Raw genomic sequence first — 15,274 nt, 5'->3', positions numbered from 1 at the left:
GCCGATAGTCCGTGAACGCGCGACGATCGGGCGACTCGATGCCCCATTTCAGTGCACTTTTCCACCGTTCCCACCCATCGTGCACCACGCTGATATTGGCCTCCCTATCTGGCCAGCCGTTGCCCGCCAACTGGCTCTATAGTCCCGCGCGCCCGATTCTTTAGGGTGGAATCACCGGAGCCCAGACGCGACCGCCATCGGGTTCGGCAGCCATACCTATCCAAGAACAATCAATAGATAGCGCTGGCCCCACGGTGCATGACCAGCGTTGTTCAACTCGCAGTATGACCAACAACAACACGCAAGGGTGATTCATGATGCGTTTGACAACCCGTAGCACTTCGCACTCTCGTCGTTTCTCGAAGCTGATCGCGGCCGCCGTCGCCGGCACGCTGCTATCGTTCTCGCTGTCGAGCGTCGCCGCCGATCTCTCCGAGGTCGAGAGCCGCGGCTATCTAAGCGTCGCGACCGAAGACAACTACTCGCCGTTCAACTACATCGAAGACGGCAATGCCGTCGGCTTCAACGCCGAGATGCTGGAAGAACTCCGAGACTACGCCGACTTCGAGGTGCGTCAGGAGATCCTGCCCTGGACCGGCCTGCTCGCCGCAGTGTCCACCGGCCAGTACGACATGGCGCTCACCGGCGCTTCCGTCTCCGACGAGCGCCTGCGCGTGTTCAACTACACCGCGCCCTACGCCTCCGCACAGCACTTCGCGATCAAACGCGCCGACGACGACAGCATCAGCGACGTCGCCGACCTCGGCGGCAAGACCGTCGGCGTGCAGGCGGGCAGCGTACTGCTTTCGCGCCTGCCGGAGCTGGAGAAGATGCTCAGCGAGCAGGGTGAAGAAATGGGCGAAGTCGTCCAGTACGAGTCCTATCCGGAAGCCTTTGCCGATCTGGCCAACGGCCGCCTGGACTTCGTCATCGATTCCGCCGTCCCGGCCAACACGCTAGTGGCCTCCAAGCCGGACGTCTTCGCCAAGGGCCCTGCGGTTTCCGGCCCGGGCTACGTCTCCTGGCCGATCCCCAAGGGCAGCCCGGAACTGCTCGATTACATGAACGGCTTCCTCGACGAGATGCGCGAAAGCGGCAAGCTGGCCGAGCTGCAGGAGAAGTGGTTCGGCGAGGCCTTCCCGGACCTGCCGACCGAACCGCTGACCAGCGTCGATCAGTTCCACGAGCTGCAGTTCAGCAACATGTGATGCGCCACGCGGGCCGGTCATCCGGCCTGCGTGCCAACGCCGCGGGCAACCCGCGGCGCCTCCCCGCCTGATCGCCCCATGGAGCCACCACCATGAACGCCAGTGCCTGGCAAATGCTGCTGGAAGGCGCGTGGACGACCGTCTGGATTTCAGGCATCTCCATCGCGCTGGGCGTGGTCGCCGGACTGATCATCGCCCTGATTCGAATCGCCAAGATTCCCGTCGTCGACCAGATCCTGGTGCTCTACACCAGTCTGGCCCGCGCCACGCCACTGGTGACGCTGACCCTGTTCATCTTTCTCAGCGCACCGACGTTTGGCATCAATCTCGATCGCAATGTCGCCGGGATCCTGGCGCTGACGCTCAACACCACCGCCTTCAACGCCGAAATCTGGCGCAGCGCCTTTCGCAACTTCTCCCGCGATCAGCGCGAAGCGGCGATGGCTGCCGGCATGACGCCGTGGATCACCTTTCGGCGCATCATGTTGCCGCAGATGGTGATCACCAGTCTGCCCGGCCTGATCAACGAAATGTCTTTCCTGATCAAGGGTAGCCCGGCCATTGCCGTCATCGGCATCGTCGACCTGACCCGGGTGACCAATCGCATTTCCGCCGTGACCTACGAGCCGTTGCCGCCGATTCTCGTCGCCTGCGTGCTCTACATGGCCGTGATCGGCTGCCTCGTCTGGCTGCAGCGAATCGCCGAACGGCAAGCCAATCGGCTGGCCGTCTAGGCAAGCGACAGAGGACAACGCATGAGCAACTGGGAAATACTCTGGAGCGCCCGCGATCAGTTCTGGGTCGGCTTCCTGCGCACGATGGAGATCTTCGGTCTCTCCATCAGCGTCGCCTTCGTGATCGGCTGCGCTCTGCTCTACCTGCTTGAGGGCAGCCGACCCCGGCTCACCGTGCCACTGCGCGTCTTCATCGACGGCATGCGCATGCTGCCCTTCCTGATTCTGGCCTATCTGCTCTACTACGGGCTGCCGAGCTTCGGCATCCGGCTGGATGCCTGGTGGGCCGGCGTCGGTGCGCTGGCGGTCTATCACGGCTGCTATATCGGCGAAATCTTTCGCGGCAGCCGCATCACCTTCCCGCCCGGGCAGGTCGAAGCCGCCAAGGCGCACGGCTTCACCAAGGGCAAGATGTTCTTTCGCCTGATCCTGCCGCAGATCGTGATGCAGACCCGGCCACTGCTGGGCAATCAGCTCATCTATGCGCTCAAGGACACCGCCTTTCTGGTCATCATCACCGTGCGCGAGCTGACGGCCGCCGCCAACAGCCTGTCGGGAACCTACTTCATCCCCACCGAAGCCTTTATCGTCGTCATCGGCTTCTACTGGGCCGTGAGCGTGGTCATGGAAGTCATCATCAAACAGTGTGGGCGCTTCAGCGCCAAGCGAGGATTCGACAATGCCTGATGCCAACCCGTCCACAGCCGGCCACCGCGAGAACGACCGAAGCGGCGCGACCGCGGTCGCCATCCGCAATTTGTCGAAGAGCTTCGATGACGTCGAGGTGCTGCGTGACGTCAATCTGGAGGTCAAGAAGGGGGACGTCGTCACCATTCTGGGCTCGTCGGGCTCCGGCAAATCGACGCTGTTGCGCTGCATCAACTGGCTGGAGCAGCCGGAGCGCGGCAGTATCCACATAGCCGGAGAACGCATTGGCATGACCGACGAGGGCCGCGCCATGTCGGTGAAAGCGCTCGCACGGGTACGTGCCAAGACCGGCATGGTATTTCAGGGCTTCAATCTGTGGCCGCACCTCAACGTGCTGCATAACGTGACCGAAGCGCCGATCCACGTGCTCGGCAAATCGAAACACGAAGCCGAGACCCATGCCCGCGCACTGCTCGAGAAAGTCGGCATGTCGCACAAGATGGATGCCTATCCCAACACGCTCTCCGGCGGCCAGAAACAGCGCGTCGCGATTGCCCGAGCACTCGCCATGCAGCCGGAAGTGATGCTGTTCGACGAACCCACCTCGGCACTCGATCCGGAGCTGGTCGGCGAAGTGCTGGCGGTGATCAAGGATCTCTCGGCCGAAGGCTACACAATGGTCATCGTGACGCACGAAATGGCCTTCTCGCGCGCCGTGTCGGATCAGGTCGTATTCCTCGAAAAAGGGCTGATCATCGAGAAGGCCGACCCGGAAACCTTCTTCACCAACCCCAGCACCGAACGCGTGCGCAAGTTCCTGGAGCGCAACGATTAGGCGCGGGCGGAAACGTCGACGAACGCAGTCGCTTTCGGATAAAGCCCAAGGCTAGCGACACCGCTGCCCTAGCGTCGTGCCGGGCCTGGCCCGCTATCGCAATGCGCCATGGCCGCTTCCTCCGCGCGCTGGGCAGCCGAAGACGTCGCGGCGACGCGGGTGCCGGCCGAAGGCAGCGCGGCCAGCACCTGCGAAACCTCCGGGCACCCTCGCAGCGCGGCGTTCTTGTAGGAGCGAAGGGCGCGTACCTCGAGGCTGCGTAGATCAAGGCTTCCGGTCGCGCGCACCAGGCGCCGGATCGAGATCGTCTTGCTCAGCTGATAGCGCAGTGCCAGGACCAGCAGGGCATCCTGCTCGGCACTCACCGGGCTGTCGGTCACGAAGGCCAGCATCTCTCGCGCCTGATTCAGGCGGGTTGGCAGCTCGCTTTCGTGTCGGCCGTAGAGACTGCGCAGCATCTTGCCGACCTGCAGCGCGGAGGCAATATCCGGGCGCGGCACATCGCGAATCAGTCGCGCGCAGTCGATCACCTTCATCTCGCCGGGATCATCGGCCGCGACCATCACGTTGGTCGGGTTAAAGTCCAGATGACAGAGGCCGACCTGATGAAAACGACGTATCAGACACTGGACCTCATCCAGCAGACGACGTCGACCGACCGTATCGGCCTGCTGCCACGCATCGCCCAGCGTGAGATACCCCTCTAGCCATGGCTGGATCAGTACCTGTGCCTGTGGCAAGCCGTGACGCCGGAAAGTGCCGAGCGCCAGCGGCGCCACGGCCTGCCCGGTCGTGCGCGCGACATAGAGCGTATTGTCGAGCTCCGCAACGCCGTGATCGTAGCCAAACAACCGGTTCTGAACGCCGAGTGCCGCACCGACACGCTTGCGCAGTGGCCGCAGTTCAATGCGCTTGGCGAAGAACTGGCCGCCTTCCGACGAGACCCGCATCGCCGTGCGGCCCTTGCGCCGGCGCAGGACCTCGACGCCAGGCACCTCGAACGCGTCGTTGGCCAGCACCGCATTCAATTGCAGCGCGACTGTCCCGACGGCAGCGTCACCGAGCCGCCAGTCGCCGGCAGAGCGCCCGGCGGTCACGACATCGTCGATCGGCGCCTGCAGGCTGACCGGCAGGCAGAGAGAAATGGCAAGCATGGGGATTTTCGCTTCGTTGAAGACCCAGCGATATCGGCAGGTCTCGGTATTACTTAAGATTGGCTTAAGCAATTTACACCACTATTAGTTACCACGCTATCTTTTATGCCTGAAATCTTGCCCCTCACCGCTTGCGCCCCTGACGACGTTCGAGATACCTCGACACTGACAATCCCCGGTCGCCGCTCAGACGGCGTTGGGCTACGCTGCCGAAAATGGCGCGCATCCTTGTCCGCCAATTGCTCAGGAGGTGCTCATGTCGTTCACGGTCACGGTATTGGATGACTATCAGGGCTGCTGCGCCTTTCTCGATGCCGCGCACACATTGGATGGCAGCGATATCCGTCTCGACGTCGAGCACAATCATCTCGAGGCCGCCAGCCTGCCCGCCCGACTCGCCGATAGCGATGCGGTGATCCTGATTCGCGAGCGCACGACGCTGACTCGCGAGATTTTGGCGCAGCTCCCCAAGCTCAGATTGATCGTGCAGACCGGACGACTGTCCTCGGCAATCGATCTTGAGGCGTGCGACGATCTGGGGATCGCTGTCCGCGACGGCAGCGGCTCGCCCACGGCGCCGGCGGAGCTGACCTGGCTGCTGATCCTGGCGGGTTGTCGACGTCTGGGAAGCTATCTAGCACGACAGTCCCAGGGAGAGTGGCAACGCAGCACCGACCGGCTGGAAACCGAATCGCTGGGTCATGCCCTCAGCGGCCGCACGCTGGGCATCTGGGGGCTTGGCAAGATCGGCTCTCGGGTGGCCGACTACGGGAAAGCCTTCGGCATGCAGGTCATCGCCCACGGCCGCGAATCCAGCGCGGGCCGCGCGTTCGAACAGGAGATCGACTATATCGCCGACCGGCAGGCGTTTCTGGCGCGCAGTGACATCGTCTCGCTACACCTCAAGCTCAACGCCGAGACACGCGGCATGATCGGTGCCGCCGACCTTGCCTCCATGCGCGCCGATGCGCTGCTGGTCAATACCAGTCGCGCCGAGCTGATACGCCCCGGCGCGCTGCTCGATGCCCTGGATGCCGGCCGCCCGGGTAGCGCCGCGCTGGATGTCTTCGAGAACGAACCCGATGGCGCCCGCGCCTATCAGCATCATCCCCGCGTGCTCGCGACGCCGCATCTCGGTTTCGTCGAGCGCGACACCTATGAGCGCTACTTCACGACCGCGTTTCGTCAGGTCAGGGAGTTTGTCGAAGCGGCCCGGCCAACGTCAGCCAGCGCCTAGATCTCGGCAATCGGATTGACGCGCCTTGGCGCTCGGGGCCGGGCCATCATCCGCCGTAACCACCGTCGATATCGACGAGGCGCGTCGCGTTGCGCCCGAGGCCGCCATGCAGATCGAGCATGCGGTGATACCAGGCGTAGACCGGATCGGCGTTGGAGACGAGATCCGCCGCGGAGCAGACTCGTGCCCACAGGAAAACGCCAATGACCAGATAGTCGCTCGCCCCGGCCGCGTCGCCTTCCAGAAACGGCGCTTCATCCAGACGCCCGCGCATCGGCTCCAGCGCGCGGTCGAGCATCGAGAGCCCCTGACTCGGCGAGTGCATCTCCTCGAGCGTGCGACCGAAGGCCTTCTCGCGGGAAGTACGGAAGTAGTCGCGATCCTCGGGATGCACGGCGTTGAACACGTCCATCAGAATCGTGCGCATCACGCCCGGCGCCAGCGAGCGCTCGGCGTAGAACTTGAAGAATCGTGCCCGCGCCTCGGCGACATCGCCGCCCAGCAGAGGCCGCTCGGGATAGACCCGGTCGAGATAGCGAAAGATCTCGTAGCTGTCGGTGACGGTCGTGTCGCCATCCACCAGCACAGGCACTTTCGACTGCCCGGAAAACGCGATTGCGTCCTTGTCCGTGAACTTCCAAGGAATGAAATCGCAGTCGAGCCCCTTGTGCGCCAGCGCGTACTTCACCCGCCAGCAGTAGGGCGAGAAACGCAGCCGCTCATCGCGGCCGCACAGATCGAACATCTTGCGGCTCATGTCACTCTTCTCCGATGTCATCAAGGTTTCGGGTGTCGTCGCAGCATGTGCAAGCGTAGTGCTCGACGTCAAACGAATCCCACCTCCTGAGTGCACATAGGCTAGCCGTCCATTAGTCGCAGCAACGATCGACACGCCGTACCTCAATCCCCCCTCGCTTTGCCAAATTAGCCTTTCCTCTCAGCTCGTTATCCCACCGGTCTCCACCTTGGTCTTATCTGGTCAGACCAATTGTCCAGCGTTGGCACCTCTCGTGGCGCTGGTTATCTTCCGGGCAATCGCCGCACGCTCGTGAAGGCCGCATCAGCGCACGCGCCTTCCCTTCGCCAGGGCGATTGGGCGCCCGCCACGGCGATCCGGGCTCACAATAACGACGCAAGGGCTTTCGACATGAATCAGACACTGCTGTCACTGCTAGCCTTCCTGCCTCTGATACTGGCGGGGGTGTTGCTGATCGGATTTCGCATGGCGGCACGCCTGGCGATGCCGATCGTATTCATTGTCGCGGTGCTGGTCGCACTGCTGGCATGGGACATGACCGGCACCCGCGTGCTCGCCTCGACCCTGCAGGGTCTGATCCTCACCGTGTCGCTGTTGTGGATCATCTTCGGCGCGATTCTGCTGCTCAACACGCTCAAGCACTCCGGTGGGATCATGGCGATCCGTAACGGTTTCTCCGGTATCAGCCCGGACCGCCGCGTGCAGGCGCTGATCGTCGCCTGGCTGTTTGGCTGCTTCATCGAGGGCGCCTCCGGCTTCGGCACTCCAGCCGCGGTTGCCGCCCCGCTGATGGTCGCGCTCGGCTTTCCGGCACTGGCGGCGGTGGTGGTGGGCATGATGCTGCAGTCCACGCCGGTCTCCTTCGGCGCGGTCGGCACCCCGATCGTGGTCGGTGTCACAGGCGGGGTGAACCAGTCCGCGATCGCCGAGCAGCTGGCCGCGGACGGCTCGAGCTGGGAGACCTACTTCCGCCTGATCACCTCGGAGGTCGTCGTGACCCACGGCATCATCGGCGTGTTCATGCCGTTGATTCTGGTGACCGTCATGGTGCGCTTCTTCGGCGCCAACCGCTCCTGGACCGAGGGCCTCTCCATCGCCCCGTTCGCGCTCTTCGTCGGCGCCTGCTTCGTCGTGCCGTCGATGCTCGTCGGCGTCTTTCTGGGACCGGAATTCCCCTCGCTGCTGGGCGGCCTGATCGGCCTGGCGATCGTGGTACCCGCCGCGCGCAAGGGCTTCCTGCTGCCGAAGGATACCTGGGATTTCCCTGAGCGTTCGCAGTGGCCCTCGGAGTGGCTCGGCAAGATCGAAATCAAGGTCGAGGATGTCGCCGGTCGCGCGCCGATCTCCACGCTGATGGGCTGGATGCCCTATGTCATCGTCGCCGTGCTGCTGGTGATTTCGCGCACCGTCCCGTCGGTCAAGGCGGCGCTCTCTTCGGTCAGCACCGGCTGGAGCGACATTCTCGGCGAAGCGGGCATCTCCGGTAGCGTCCAGTGGCTCTACCTGCCCGGCGGCATCATTCTGATCGCGGTCATCTGCACGATCTTCCTCCACCGCATGCGCGCGCCGCAGGTGAAGGCAGCCTTCGCCGAATCCTCGAAGACGATCTTCGGCGCTGGCTTCGTGCTGCTGTTTACCATTCCGATGGTGCGCATCCTGATCAACTCCGGCGTCAACGAGTCCGATCTGGTCTCGATGCCGGTCGCCATGGCCCAACTGGTGGCCGACGGTGTGGGCCAGATCTACCCGCTGTTCGCGCCCGCCGTCGGGGCCCTGGGCGCCTTTATCGCCGGCTCCAACACCGTCTCCAACCTGATGCTCTCGGCGTTCCAGTTCAACGTCGCCGAAGTGCTCGGCGTCTCCACCGCCATGATGGTCGCGCTGCAGGCCGTGGGCGCCGCCGCCGGCAACATGATCGCCATCCACAACGTGGTCGCCGCCTCGGCGACGGTCGGCTTGCTGGGCCGCGAGGGCACGACGCTGCGCAAGACGATCCTGCCGACGCTCTACTACTGCCTCTTCGCCGGCGTCATTGGCCTGCTGGCGTTCTACGTACTCGGCTTCCGTGACCCGCTGATGGGCGGCTGAGCCGGCTCCGGCGCTCCGGATCCTCACGGCCGTGACCGCAACAGCCGTGATGGAGACGGGGGCGCCGATCGTTCATCGCCGCGCCCGGTTGCGGAGCGCCGCCGGGCGACACGCGCACATGAGGAGAGGACCATGTCACTGCTTTACGACGAGCGTCTCGATGGCGAGATCACCGCCGTCGACCGCACCGCGCTGAAGCGGGCGATTCTCGCCGCCGCCCCGGACCTCACGCTGCTCGATCGCGAGGAGGATCTGCACCCGTTCGAGTGCGACGGTCTCTCCGCCTATCGCACCCTGCCGCTGCTGGCAGCCCTGCCGAGCCGGCTGAGCGAGGTCGAATCGCTGATGCGCGTCTGCCACGAGCACGACGTGCCGGTCGTCACCCGCGGCGCCGGCACCGGGCTCTCCGGCGGTGCACTGCCGCTGGAGAAGGGCGTGCTGCTGGTCATGTCGCGCTTCAACCGCATTCTCGAGCTCGATGCCGATACACGCCTCGCTCGGGTGCAGCCCGGCGTGCGCAACCTGGCGATCTCCGAGGCGGCATCGCCGCATGGCCTCTACTACGCGCCGGACCCGTCGTCGCAAATCGCCTGCTCGATCGGCGGCAACGTCGCCGAAAATGCCGGTGGCGTACACTGCCTCAAGTACGGCCTGACCGTGCACAACGTGCTGCGCGTGGAGATCGTCACCATCGAAGGCGAACGCATGGTACTCGGCAGCGAGGCGCTGGATGCGCCCGGCTTCGACCTGCTCGCGCTGTTCACCGGCTCCGAGGGCATGCTCGGCGTCATCACCGAAGTCACCGTCCGCCTATTGCCGAACCCCGAAGTCGCCCGCGTGCTGATGGCCTGCTTCGACGATGTCGAACGTGCCGGTCGCGCGGTAGGCGACATCATCGCCGCCGGCTGCATTCCAGGTGGACTGGAAATGATGGATAACCTGGCGATCCGCGCGGCGGAAGACTTCGTCCACGCCGGCTATCCGGTCGAAGCCGAGGCGATCCTGCTGTGCGAGCTCGACGGCGTCGAGGCCGATGTCCAGACCGACTGCGACCGTGTCCGCGCCATTCTCCAGGCCGCCGGCGCCACGCATATCCAGCTCGCCCGCGACGATGCGGAGCGCCAGCGCTACTGGGCCGGACGCAAGGCCGCCTTCCCCGCCGTCGGGCGCATGTCGCCGGACTACTACTGCATGGACGGCACGATTCCCCGCCGCGAACTGCCGCGGGTGCTGAAGGGGATTGCCGCGCTCTCCGCGGAGTACGGCCTGCGCGTGGCCAACGTCTTCCACGCCGGCGACGGCAACCTGCATCCGCTGATCCTGTTCGATGCCAATCTGCCCGGCGAGCTGGAAACGGCCGAGACGCTCGGCGGGCGTATTCTGGAGCTGTGTGTCGAGGCCGGCGGCAGTATCACCGGCGAGCACGGCGTCGGCCGCGAGAAACTCAACCAGATGTGCAGCCAGTTCGCCGATGACGAGATCACCTTCTTCCATGTCGTGAAGGCGGCCTTCGACACGCACCGCCTGCTCAATCCCGGCAAGAACATACCGACACTGGCGCGCTGCGCCGAGTTCGGCGCCATGCATGTACACCACGGCCAGCTCGCGCATCCCGAGCTGCCCCGGTTCTAGGTTTCGGCCAGGTCCGGGCTGAGCGCTCTCCGCCCGGCGATTCACCTTCAGGAGCGATGTCATGCCCGAACTCGAGTTCCCGCGGCCGGCGGCCGGCAGCGACAACGATGCCGGCCACGACGCCACCGAAGCGCTCTGCGAGACGGTACGTCGGGCCGCCCAGGCGCGGGAAACGCTGCGCATCGTCGGCGGCGATACCAAAGCCTTCTACGGGCGCCACGTATCGGCGCATCACACCCTGTCGACGACGGGGCACCGCGGCATCGTCCACTACGACCCGGTCGAGCTGGTCGCGACCGCACGCGCCGGCACGCCGCTGACCGCGCTCGAGCAAACGCTCGCCGACAACAATCAGCAACTGGCGTTCGAACCGCCGCATTTCGGCGCTGCGGCCACCGTCGGCGGCATGGTCGCCGCCGGCCTCTCCGGGCCGCGCCGCCCGTGGGCCGGCGCCGTGCGCGATTTCGTGCTCGGCATTCGTCTGATCTCCGCCGAGGGCAAGGCCCTGCGTTTCGGCGGCGAGGTGATGAAAAACGTCGCCGGCTACGATCTCTCGCGCCTGATGGTCGGCGCCCAAGGCACGCTCGGCCTGCTGACCGAGGTCTCCTTCAAGGTGTTACCCAAACCGACCGCCTCGACCTGCCTGAGACTAGAAATGGCCGCCGACGCCGCGCGCCAGCACCTGTGCGAATGGGGACGCGAGCCGTTGCCGCTGACCGGCGCGGCGTTTCACGACGGCGTCCTCCACGTGCGCCTGGAAGGCGGCGAGCGCTCGGTCGAGGCGACCCGTCAGCGCCTCGGCGGCGAGGCGGAAGCCGCCGACTACTGGCAGGACCTGCGCGAACAGCGCCTCGCGTTCTTCGCCGCGGCGGACGCGCGCCCGCTGTGGCGTCTCTCGCTACCGCTACGCGCCCGACGTCCGCCGCTCGAGGGCGACTGGCTGGTCGACTGGGGCGGTGCCCAGTGCTGGCTCAGGAGCGCGGAACCCGACGCCGCGATCCAGGAAGCGGCCATTGCCGCGGGCGGCCATGCCACGCGCTTCAGCCCCTGCGGCAGTGAAAACGCGCCGTTTACACCGCTGCCGCCGGTCCTGGAGAAGTATCACCGCCGGCTCAAGGCAAATCTCGACCCCGATGCCATCTTCAATCCCGGCCGGCTATACGCCGGCTGGTAGGGAGCGCCCATGCAAACGCATTTTTCCGAAAGCGCCCGCGCCAGGCCGCAGATCCGCGAAGCGGATCGCATCCTGCGCAGCTGCGTGCACTGCGGCTTCTGCAACGCCACCTGCCCGACCTACCAGCTACTCGGCGACGAGCGCGATGGCCCACGCGGGCGCATCTATCTGATCAAAGAGCTGCTGGAAAGCGAACCGGACGACGATCAGGTGACCCGCGAGACCCAGCTGCATCTCGACCGCTGTCTCAGCTGCCGCAACTGCGAAACCACCTGTCCTTCCGGCGTCGAGTACCACAAGCTGCTCGATATCGGCCGCGCCGAGCTCGAGACACGCGTCGGGCGCCGGCCTGCCGAGCGCGCCCTGCGCCTGGGGCTGCGCACCGCGCTGGTCGAGCCGGAACGCTTCCGGGCGCTGCTGGCGCTGGGCCAGACCTTCCGACCGCTGGCGCCGGACGTGCTGCGCGCCAAGATTCCACCACGCCATCCCCATGATCATCGCCGTCCCGACCCCGACCGCCATCAGCGGCAGATGCTGATTCTCGAGGGCTGTGTTCAGCCCGGGCTCGCGCCCGAGACCAACGACGCCACCGCGCGCGTGCTGGACCGGCTGGGGATCGGCGTGCGCGCCGCCCAGGAGGCGGGCTGCTGCGGCGCGATCGACTTTCACCTCAACGCCCAGCGCACGGGCCGCGCGCGCATGCGCGCCAATATCGACGCCTGGTGGCCGATGATCGAAAAAGAGGGCGACGCGAGGGTCGAAGCCATCGTCCAGACCGCCAGCGGCTGCGGCGCCTTCGTCAAGGAGTACGGCGAGATGCTGGCCGACGATCCAGAGTATGCGGCGAAGGCCCGTCGTGTCAGCGAGCTGACGAAGGACCTGGTGGAGGTACTGCGTGACGAGCCGCTGGAGAACCTGCCATTGGCCCCGGCGGACTCACGTCAGCGGCTGGCCTTTCACTGCCCCTGCACCCTGCAGCACGCGCAGAAGCTCGGCGGCGCGGTGGAAGGCGTGCTCACGCGGCTGGGGTTTCCGCTCGTCCCGGTGCAGGACGCCCACCTCTGCTGCGGCTCCGCCGGCACCTACTCGATCACCCAGCCGACACTGGCGCGCCAGTTGCGCGACAACAAGCTCGACGCGCTCGAGGCGCAGGCGCCGCAGACCATCGTAACCGCCAATATTGGCTGCCAGAGCCATCTCGAGAGTGCCGGCCGCACCCGGGTACGCCACTGGATCGAGCTGGTCGACGAGGCCCTCGATGACACGACCGACGCCAGCGAACGCCAATCCAACGAACACCGATCCGCCAATCGCCAATCCACCGATCGCCATGCCGCCCCTTCCGACACGGAGCACCGTTCCCATGCAGACTAAAGCCGTCCTCGAGCTCAACGAGGTCAACGCCATTCTCGATACCGCCCAGACCGAAGCCGATGCCCAGGGCTGGGCGGTCACGATCGCCGTCTGCGACGATGGCGGCCATCTGCTGGGCCTGCGCCGATTGAACGGCGCCTCGCCCAACAGCGCCGCCATCGCCACCGAAAAGGCACGCAATGCCGCTATCGGGCGCAAGGAGACCCAGGTCTTCGAAGAGATGATCAACAACGGCCGCACCGCGTTCGTGACCGCGCCGATGAGCGCGCTGCTCGCCGGCGGCGTGCCGGTGATGCACGCGAACCAGTTGATCGGCAGCGTCGGCGTCTCGGGGGTGAAGCCGGATCAGGACGTTCAAGTCGCCAAGGCGGGCGCCGCGACAATCGTGTGAGTCCACGATGCGCCGATGACGCCGCCATGGATCCGGCGGCCGTCTGGTGACCCGCGACGGCTCTCGTCGGACCGGTGCTGCCTCACCGCTTCTTGTTACGACCCTGCGTGGCGTGGCCGGCGCGCGATTTGCCGCTGCCGCGCCCCTCGGGCTTGCCCGATTTCGGCGATGAGGATTTACTCGATTTCGGTGACGAGGACTTCCCCAGTTTCGACGATGAGGGCTTACCCGGTTTCGACGATGCGGACTTGCCCTTGACCAGCGGCTGGCCCTTCGGCTTCAGCTTCGGTTTCCCCGTCGCCGCCGTACCCGACTTCGCCGCCTGCCGCCCGGTCGGGCCGCCCTGACTGCCAGCGCGAGGCGGCTTGTGCTTCGTACCACCGGGCTTCGCGCCGCCGGGCTTGGCGGCCGTCGAGGACTTGCCTCGCCCGCGATTGGCGCCGTTCGCCCCGGCTTTCGTGCCCGACTTGTTGGCGCGGGGTGATTGACGCTTGTCGGTCGTCTTCTCGGACTGCTGGGTGAGCGCAAGAATGCCATCGATCTCCTTCGGCGTGAGATCGCGCCAATCGCCCAGTGCCAGCCCCTTGAGCGACACGTTCATGATCCGGGTTCGCACGAGCTGGGTGACGTCGAAGCCGAAGTACTCGCACATACGGCGAATCTGACGATTCAGCCCCTGCACCAGCGTGATGGTGAAGACGAAGGTCGAGACCTTCTCGACCCGGCAGCGCTTGGTCACCTGGCCGAGGATCGGCACACCGCTCTGCATGCCCGTGATGAAGGCGTCGGTGATCGGTTTGTTCACCGTCACCCGATATTCCTTCTCGTGGTTGTTGTCGGCGCGCAGGATCTTGTTGACCAGATCGCCGTTGCTGGTGAGAAAGATCAGCCCCTCTGAGTCCTTGTCCAGCCGGCCGATGGGAAAGATGCGCGCCCCGTGGCCGACGAAATCGACGATGTTGTCCTTCTCGCTCGACTCGGTGGTACTGACGATGCCAACCGGCTTGTTGAGCGCAATGAGGACGAAATCGTCCGCCTCCACCGGCTCGATCTCCTGACCGTTGACCTTGACCCGATCCCCCGGTACGACCTGATCGCCGGTCGTCGCCCGCCGCCCGTTGATCCAGACATTGCCCTGCTCGACGAAGCGATCCGCTTCGCGTCGGGAGCACATGCCACTTTCGCTGATGTACTTGTTGATGCGGGTCGATTGTCGAAGCGACATAGCGTCAAACACCAAAAAACGTCGTGGAAAACCCAAAGTGTGTCGCAAACCGCCGAGGATCCGTTAGTCCTCGAGGCAAAAAACCTGCGCGACATCACCGGTCGTCGAGTCGACACGGGGCATGAGTCGAGTACTGTCTCCCGCCGGCCAGTGATTGGCCAGCGCCGCGAGCTGCGACTTCAGCGCGGCGGTAAGCTCGCCCCCGGGTTCGTCGACGAAGCGTGGCGTCACGCCGGAGAGCGTCAGCGCGCCTAGGGGGCGTCCGTCGGGCGCATGAACGCCGACCGCCAGCACGGCGAGACCGGCACAGCCCGCGTCTCGCTCGACGAAGACTTCGCCGGACGCTTCCGACGCCTGCAGAGCGCGATCGATCGCGCCCTGCGCTAGATCGGATACCGCTCCCGCTTCGAGATAATGGCGCATCTCGCGCCGGCCGATCTCGACGAGACAGCAGCGGCGCTGCCGACCGTCGAGTGTATGGAAGGCAGCGGTTTCCGCAGTGGCGTCACGCAGCGCGATCAGCACCGGTCGCATGAGGCGCTCCAGGCTGTCGTCTTCCGCCGCCAGTGGCGCCAGCCGCGCGATAGCCGGGCCGATGTGGTAGACACCCCGGTCGTCGCGAACGGCATAGCCGTAGTGCTCGAGCGACGCCATCAGCCGCAGGATCGTGCTTTTGTAGAATCCGGTCGCCTGAGACAGCTCGGTCAAGGTCAGCGCCGGACGCTGCGCCGAAAAGGCTTCCAGCAGTGTGAGTGCTCGCTCGACCGCTTCCACACGCCGTTGCGCCATGCTCTTCTCCTCGTCGACCTTTCGAACC

Annotated in this window: 14 protein-coding genes; 10 read left to right on the top strand and 4 right to left on the bottom strand. The window is 65.4% G+C overall.

Features of this window, described 5'->3' with window-relative positions; all coding sequences use genetic code 11:
* The first annotated feature begins 314 nt into the window (after positions 1–314).
* From MC381_RS10890 to MC381_RS10875, 4 genes are all read left to right on the top strand, one after another.
* Positions 315–1,208, top strand: a complete 894-nt coding sequence (locus MC381_RS10890; RefSeq protein ID WP_251977779.1) for a transporter substrate-binding domain-containing protein — start codon at positions 315–317, stop codon at positions 1,206–1,208.
* A 92-nt stretch (positions 1,209–1,300) separates the two neighbouring features.
* Complete coding sequence (locus MC381_RS10885; protein WP_251977778.1) at positions 1,301–1,942, top strand: amino acid ABC transporter permease; 642 nt, start codon at positions 1,301–1,303, stop codon at positions 1,940–1,942.
* A 21-nt stretch (positions 1,943–1,963) separates the two neighbouring features.
* Positions 1,964–2,629 (top strand): amino acid ABC transporter permease, encoded by a 666-nt coding sequence (locus MC381_RS10880; RefSeq protein WP_251977777.1) that lies wholly within the window; start codon positions 1,964–1,966, stop codon positions 2,627–2,629.
* Entirely contained in the window at positions 2,622–3,425 is an 804-nt protein-coding gene (locus tag MC381_RS10875) for an amino acid ABC transporter ATP-binding protein (RefSeq protein ID WP_251977776.1), read from the top strand. The genes MC381_RS10880 and MC381_RS10875 overlap by 8 nt, the downstream gene beginning before the upstream one ends.
* A 68-nt stretch (positions 3,426–3,493) precedes the next feature.
* Here the strand turns inward: MC381_RS10875 and MC381_RS10870 are convergent, their stop codons facing one another.
* The gene (locus MC381_RS10870; RefSeq protein WP_251977775.1) at positions 3,494–4,579 is read right to left on the bottom strand and encodes a lipopolysaccharide kinase InaA family protein; all 1,086 of its coding nucleotides are present in this window, start codon (positions 4,577–4,579) and stop codon (positions 3,494–3,496) included.
* 256 nt (positions 4,580–4,835) lie between these two features.
* Here MC381_RS10870 and MC381_RS10865 point away from each other — a divergent pair, with 256 nt between their 5' ends.
* Positions 4,836–5,816 (top strand): D-2-hydroxyacid dehydrogenase family protein, encoded by a 981-nt coding sequence (locus MC381_RS10865; RefSeq protein ID WP_251977774.1) that lies wholly within the window; start codon positions 4,836–4,838, stop codon positions 5,814–5,816.
* Positions 5,817–5,862: 46 nt separating this feature from the next.
* Here the strand turns inward: MC381_RS10865 and MC381_RS10860 are convergent, their stop codons facing one another.
* Positions 5,863–6,573 (bottom strand): glutathione S-transferase N-terminal domain-containing protein, encoded by a 711-nt coding sequence (locus MC381_RS10860; RefSeq protein WP_251977773.1) that lies wholly within the window; start codon positions 6,571–6,573, stop codon positions 5,863–5,865.
* A 390-nt stretch (positions 6,574–6,963) separates the two neighbouring features.
* On the opposite strand from MC381_RS10860, the gene MC381_RS10855 reads away from it, so the two are divergent.
* The 5 genes from MC381_RS10855 (at position 6,964) to MC381_RS10835 (ending at position 13,232) form a co-directional block, all read left to right on the top strand.
* Positions 6,964–8,661, top strand: coding sequence for an L-lactate permease (locus MC381_RS10855; RefSeq protein ID WP_251977772.1), 1,698 nt, complete (start codon positions 6,964–6,966; stop codon positions 8,659–8,661).
* A 132-nt stretch (positions 8,662–8,793) separates the two neighbouring features.
* Positions 8,794–10,293 carry a glycolate oxidase subunit GlcD gene (gene glcD / locus MC381_RS10850; protein WP_251977771.1) on the top strand — a complete coding sequence of 500 codons (1,500 nt, stop codon included), beginning with the start codon at positions 8,794–8,796 and terminating at the stop codon, positions 10,291–10,293.
* Positions 10,294–10,354: 61 nt separating this feature from the next.
* A complete protein-coding gene (glcE, locus tag MC381_RS10845; protein ID WP_251977770.1) occupies positions 10,355–11,467 on the top strand; it encodes a glycolate oxidase subunit GlcE in 1,113 nt (370 codons plus the stop codon).
* A gap of 9 nt (positions 11,468–11,476) precedes the next feature.
* Positions 11,477–12,841, top strand: coding sequence for a glycolate oxidase subunit GlcF (gene glcF, locus MC381_RS10840; RefSeq protein WP_251977769.1), 1,365 nt, complete (start codon positions 11,477–11,479; stop codon positions 12,839–12,841).
* Positions 12,831–13,232, top strand: a complete 402-nt coding sequence (locus MC381_RS10835; protein WP_251977768.1) for a GlcG/HbpS family heme-binding protein — start codon at positions 12,831–12,833, stop codon at positions 13,230–13,232. The genes glcF and MC381_RS10835 overlap by 11 nt, the downstream gene beginning before the upstream one ends.
* A gap of 82 nt (positions 13,233–13,314) precedes the next feature.
* On the opposite strand, the gene rluF is transcribed toward MC381_RS10835, so the two are convergent.
* Both rluF and MC381_RS10825 read right to left on the bottom strand, forming a co-directional pair.
* Positions 13,315–14,457: a 23S rRNA pseudouridine(2604) synthase RluF gene (gene rluF / locus MC381_RS10830; protein WP_251977767.1), complete on the bottom strand. Its 1,143-nt coding sequence runs from the start codon at positions 14,455–14,457 to the stop codon at positions 13,315–13,317.
* 63 nt (positions 14,458–14,520) lie between these two features.
* On the bottom strand, positions 14,521–15,246 hold the full coding sequence (locus tag MC381_RS10825; RefSeq protein ID WP_251977766.1) for an IclR family transcriptional regulator: 726 nt from the start codon (positions 15,244–15,246) through the stop codon (positions 14,521–14,523).
* Positions 15,247–15,274: the final 28 nt, after the last annotated feature.

The organism is Salinicola avicenniae (genome assembly GCF_023736115.1).
GTDB lineage: Bacteria > Pseudomonadota > Gammaproteobacteria > Pseudomonadales > Halomonadaceae > Salinicola > Salinicola avicenniae.
Note: the sequence above shows the minus strand (reverse complement) of the source record. Positions and strands in the feature narration are given on the sequence as shown.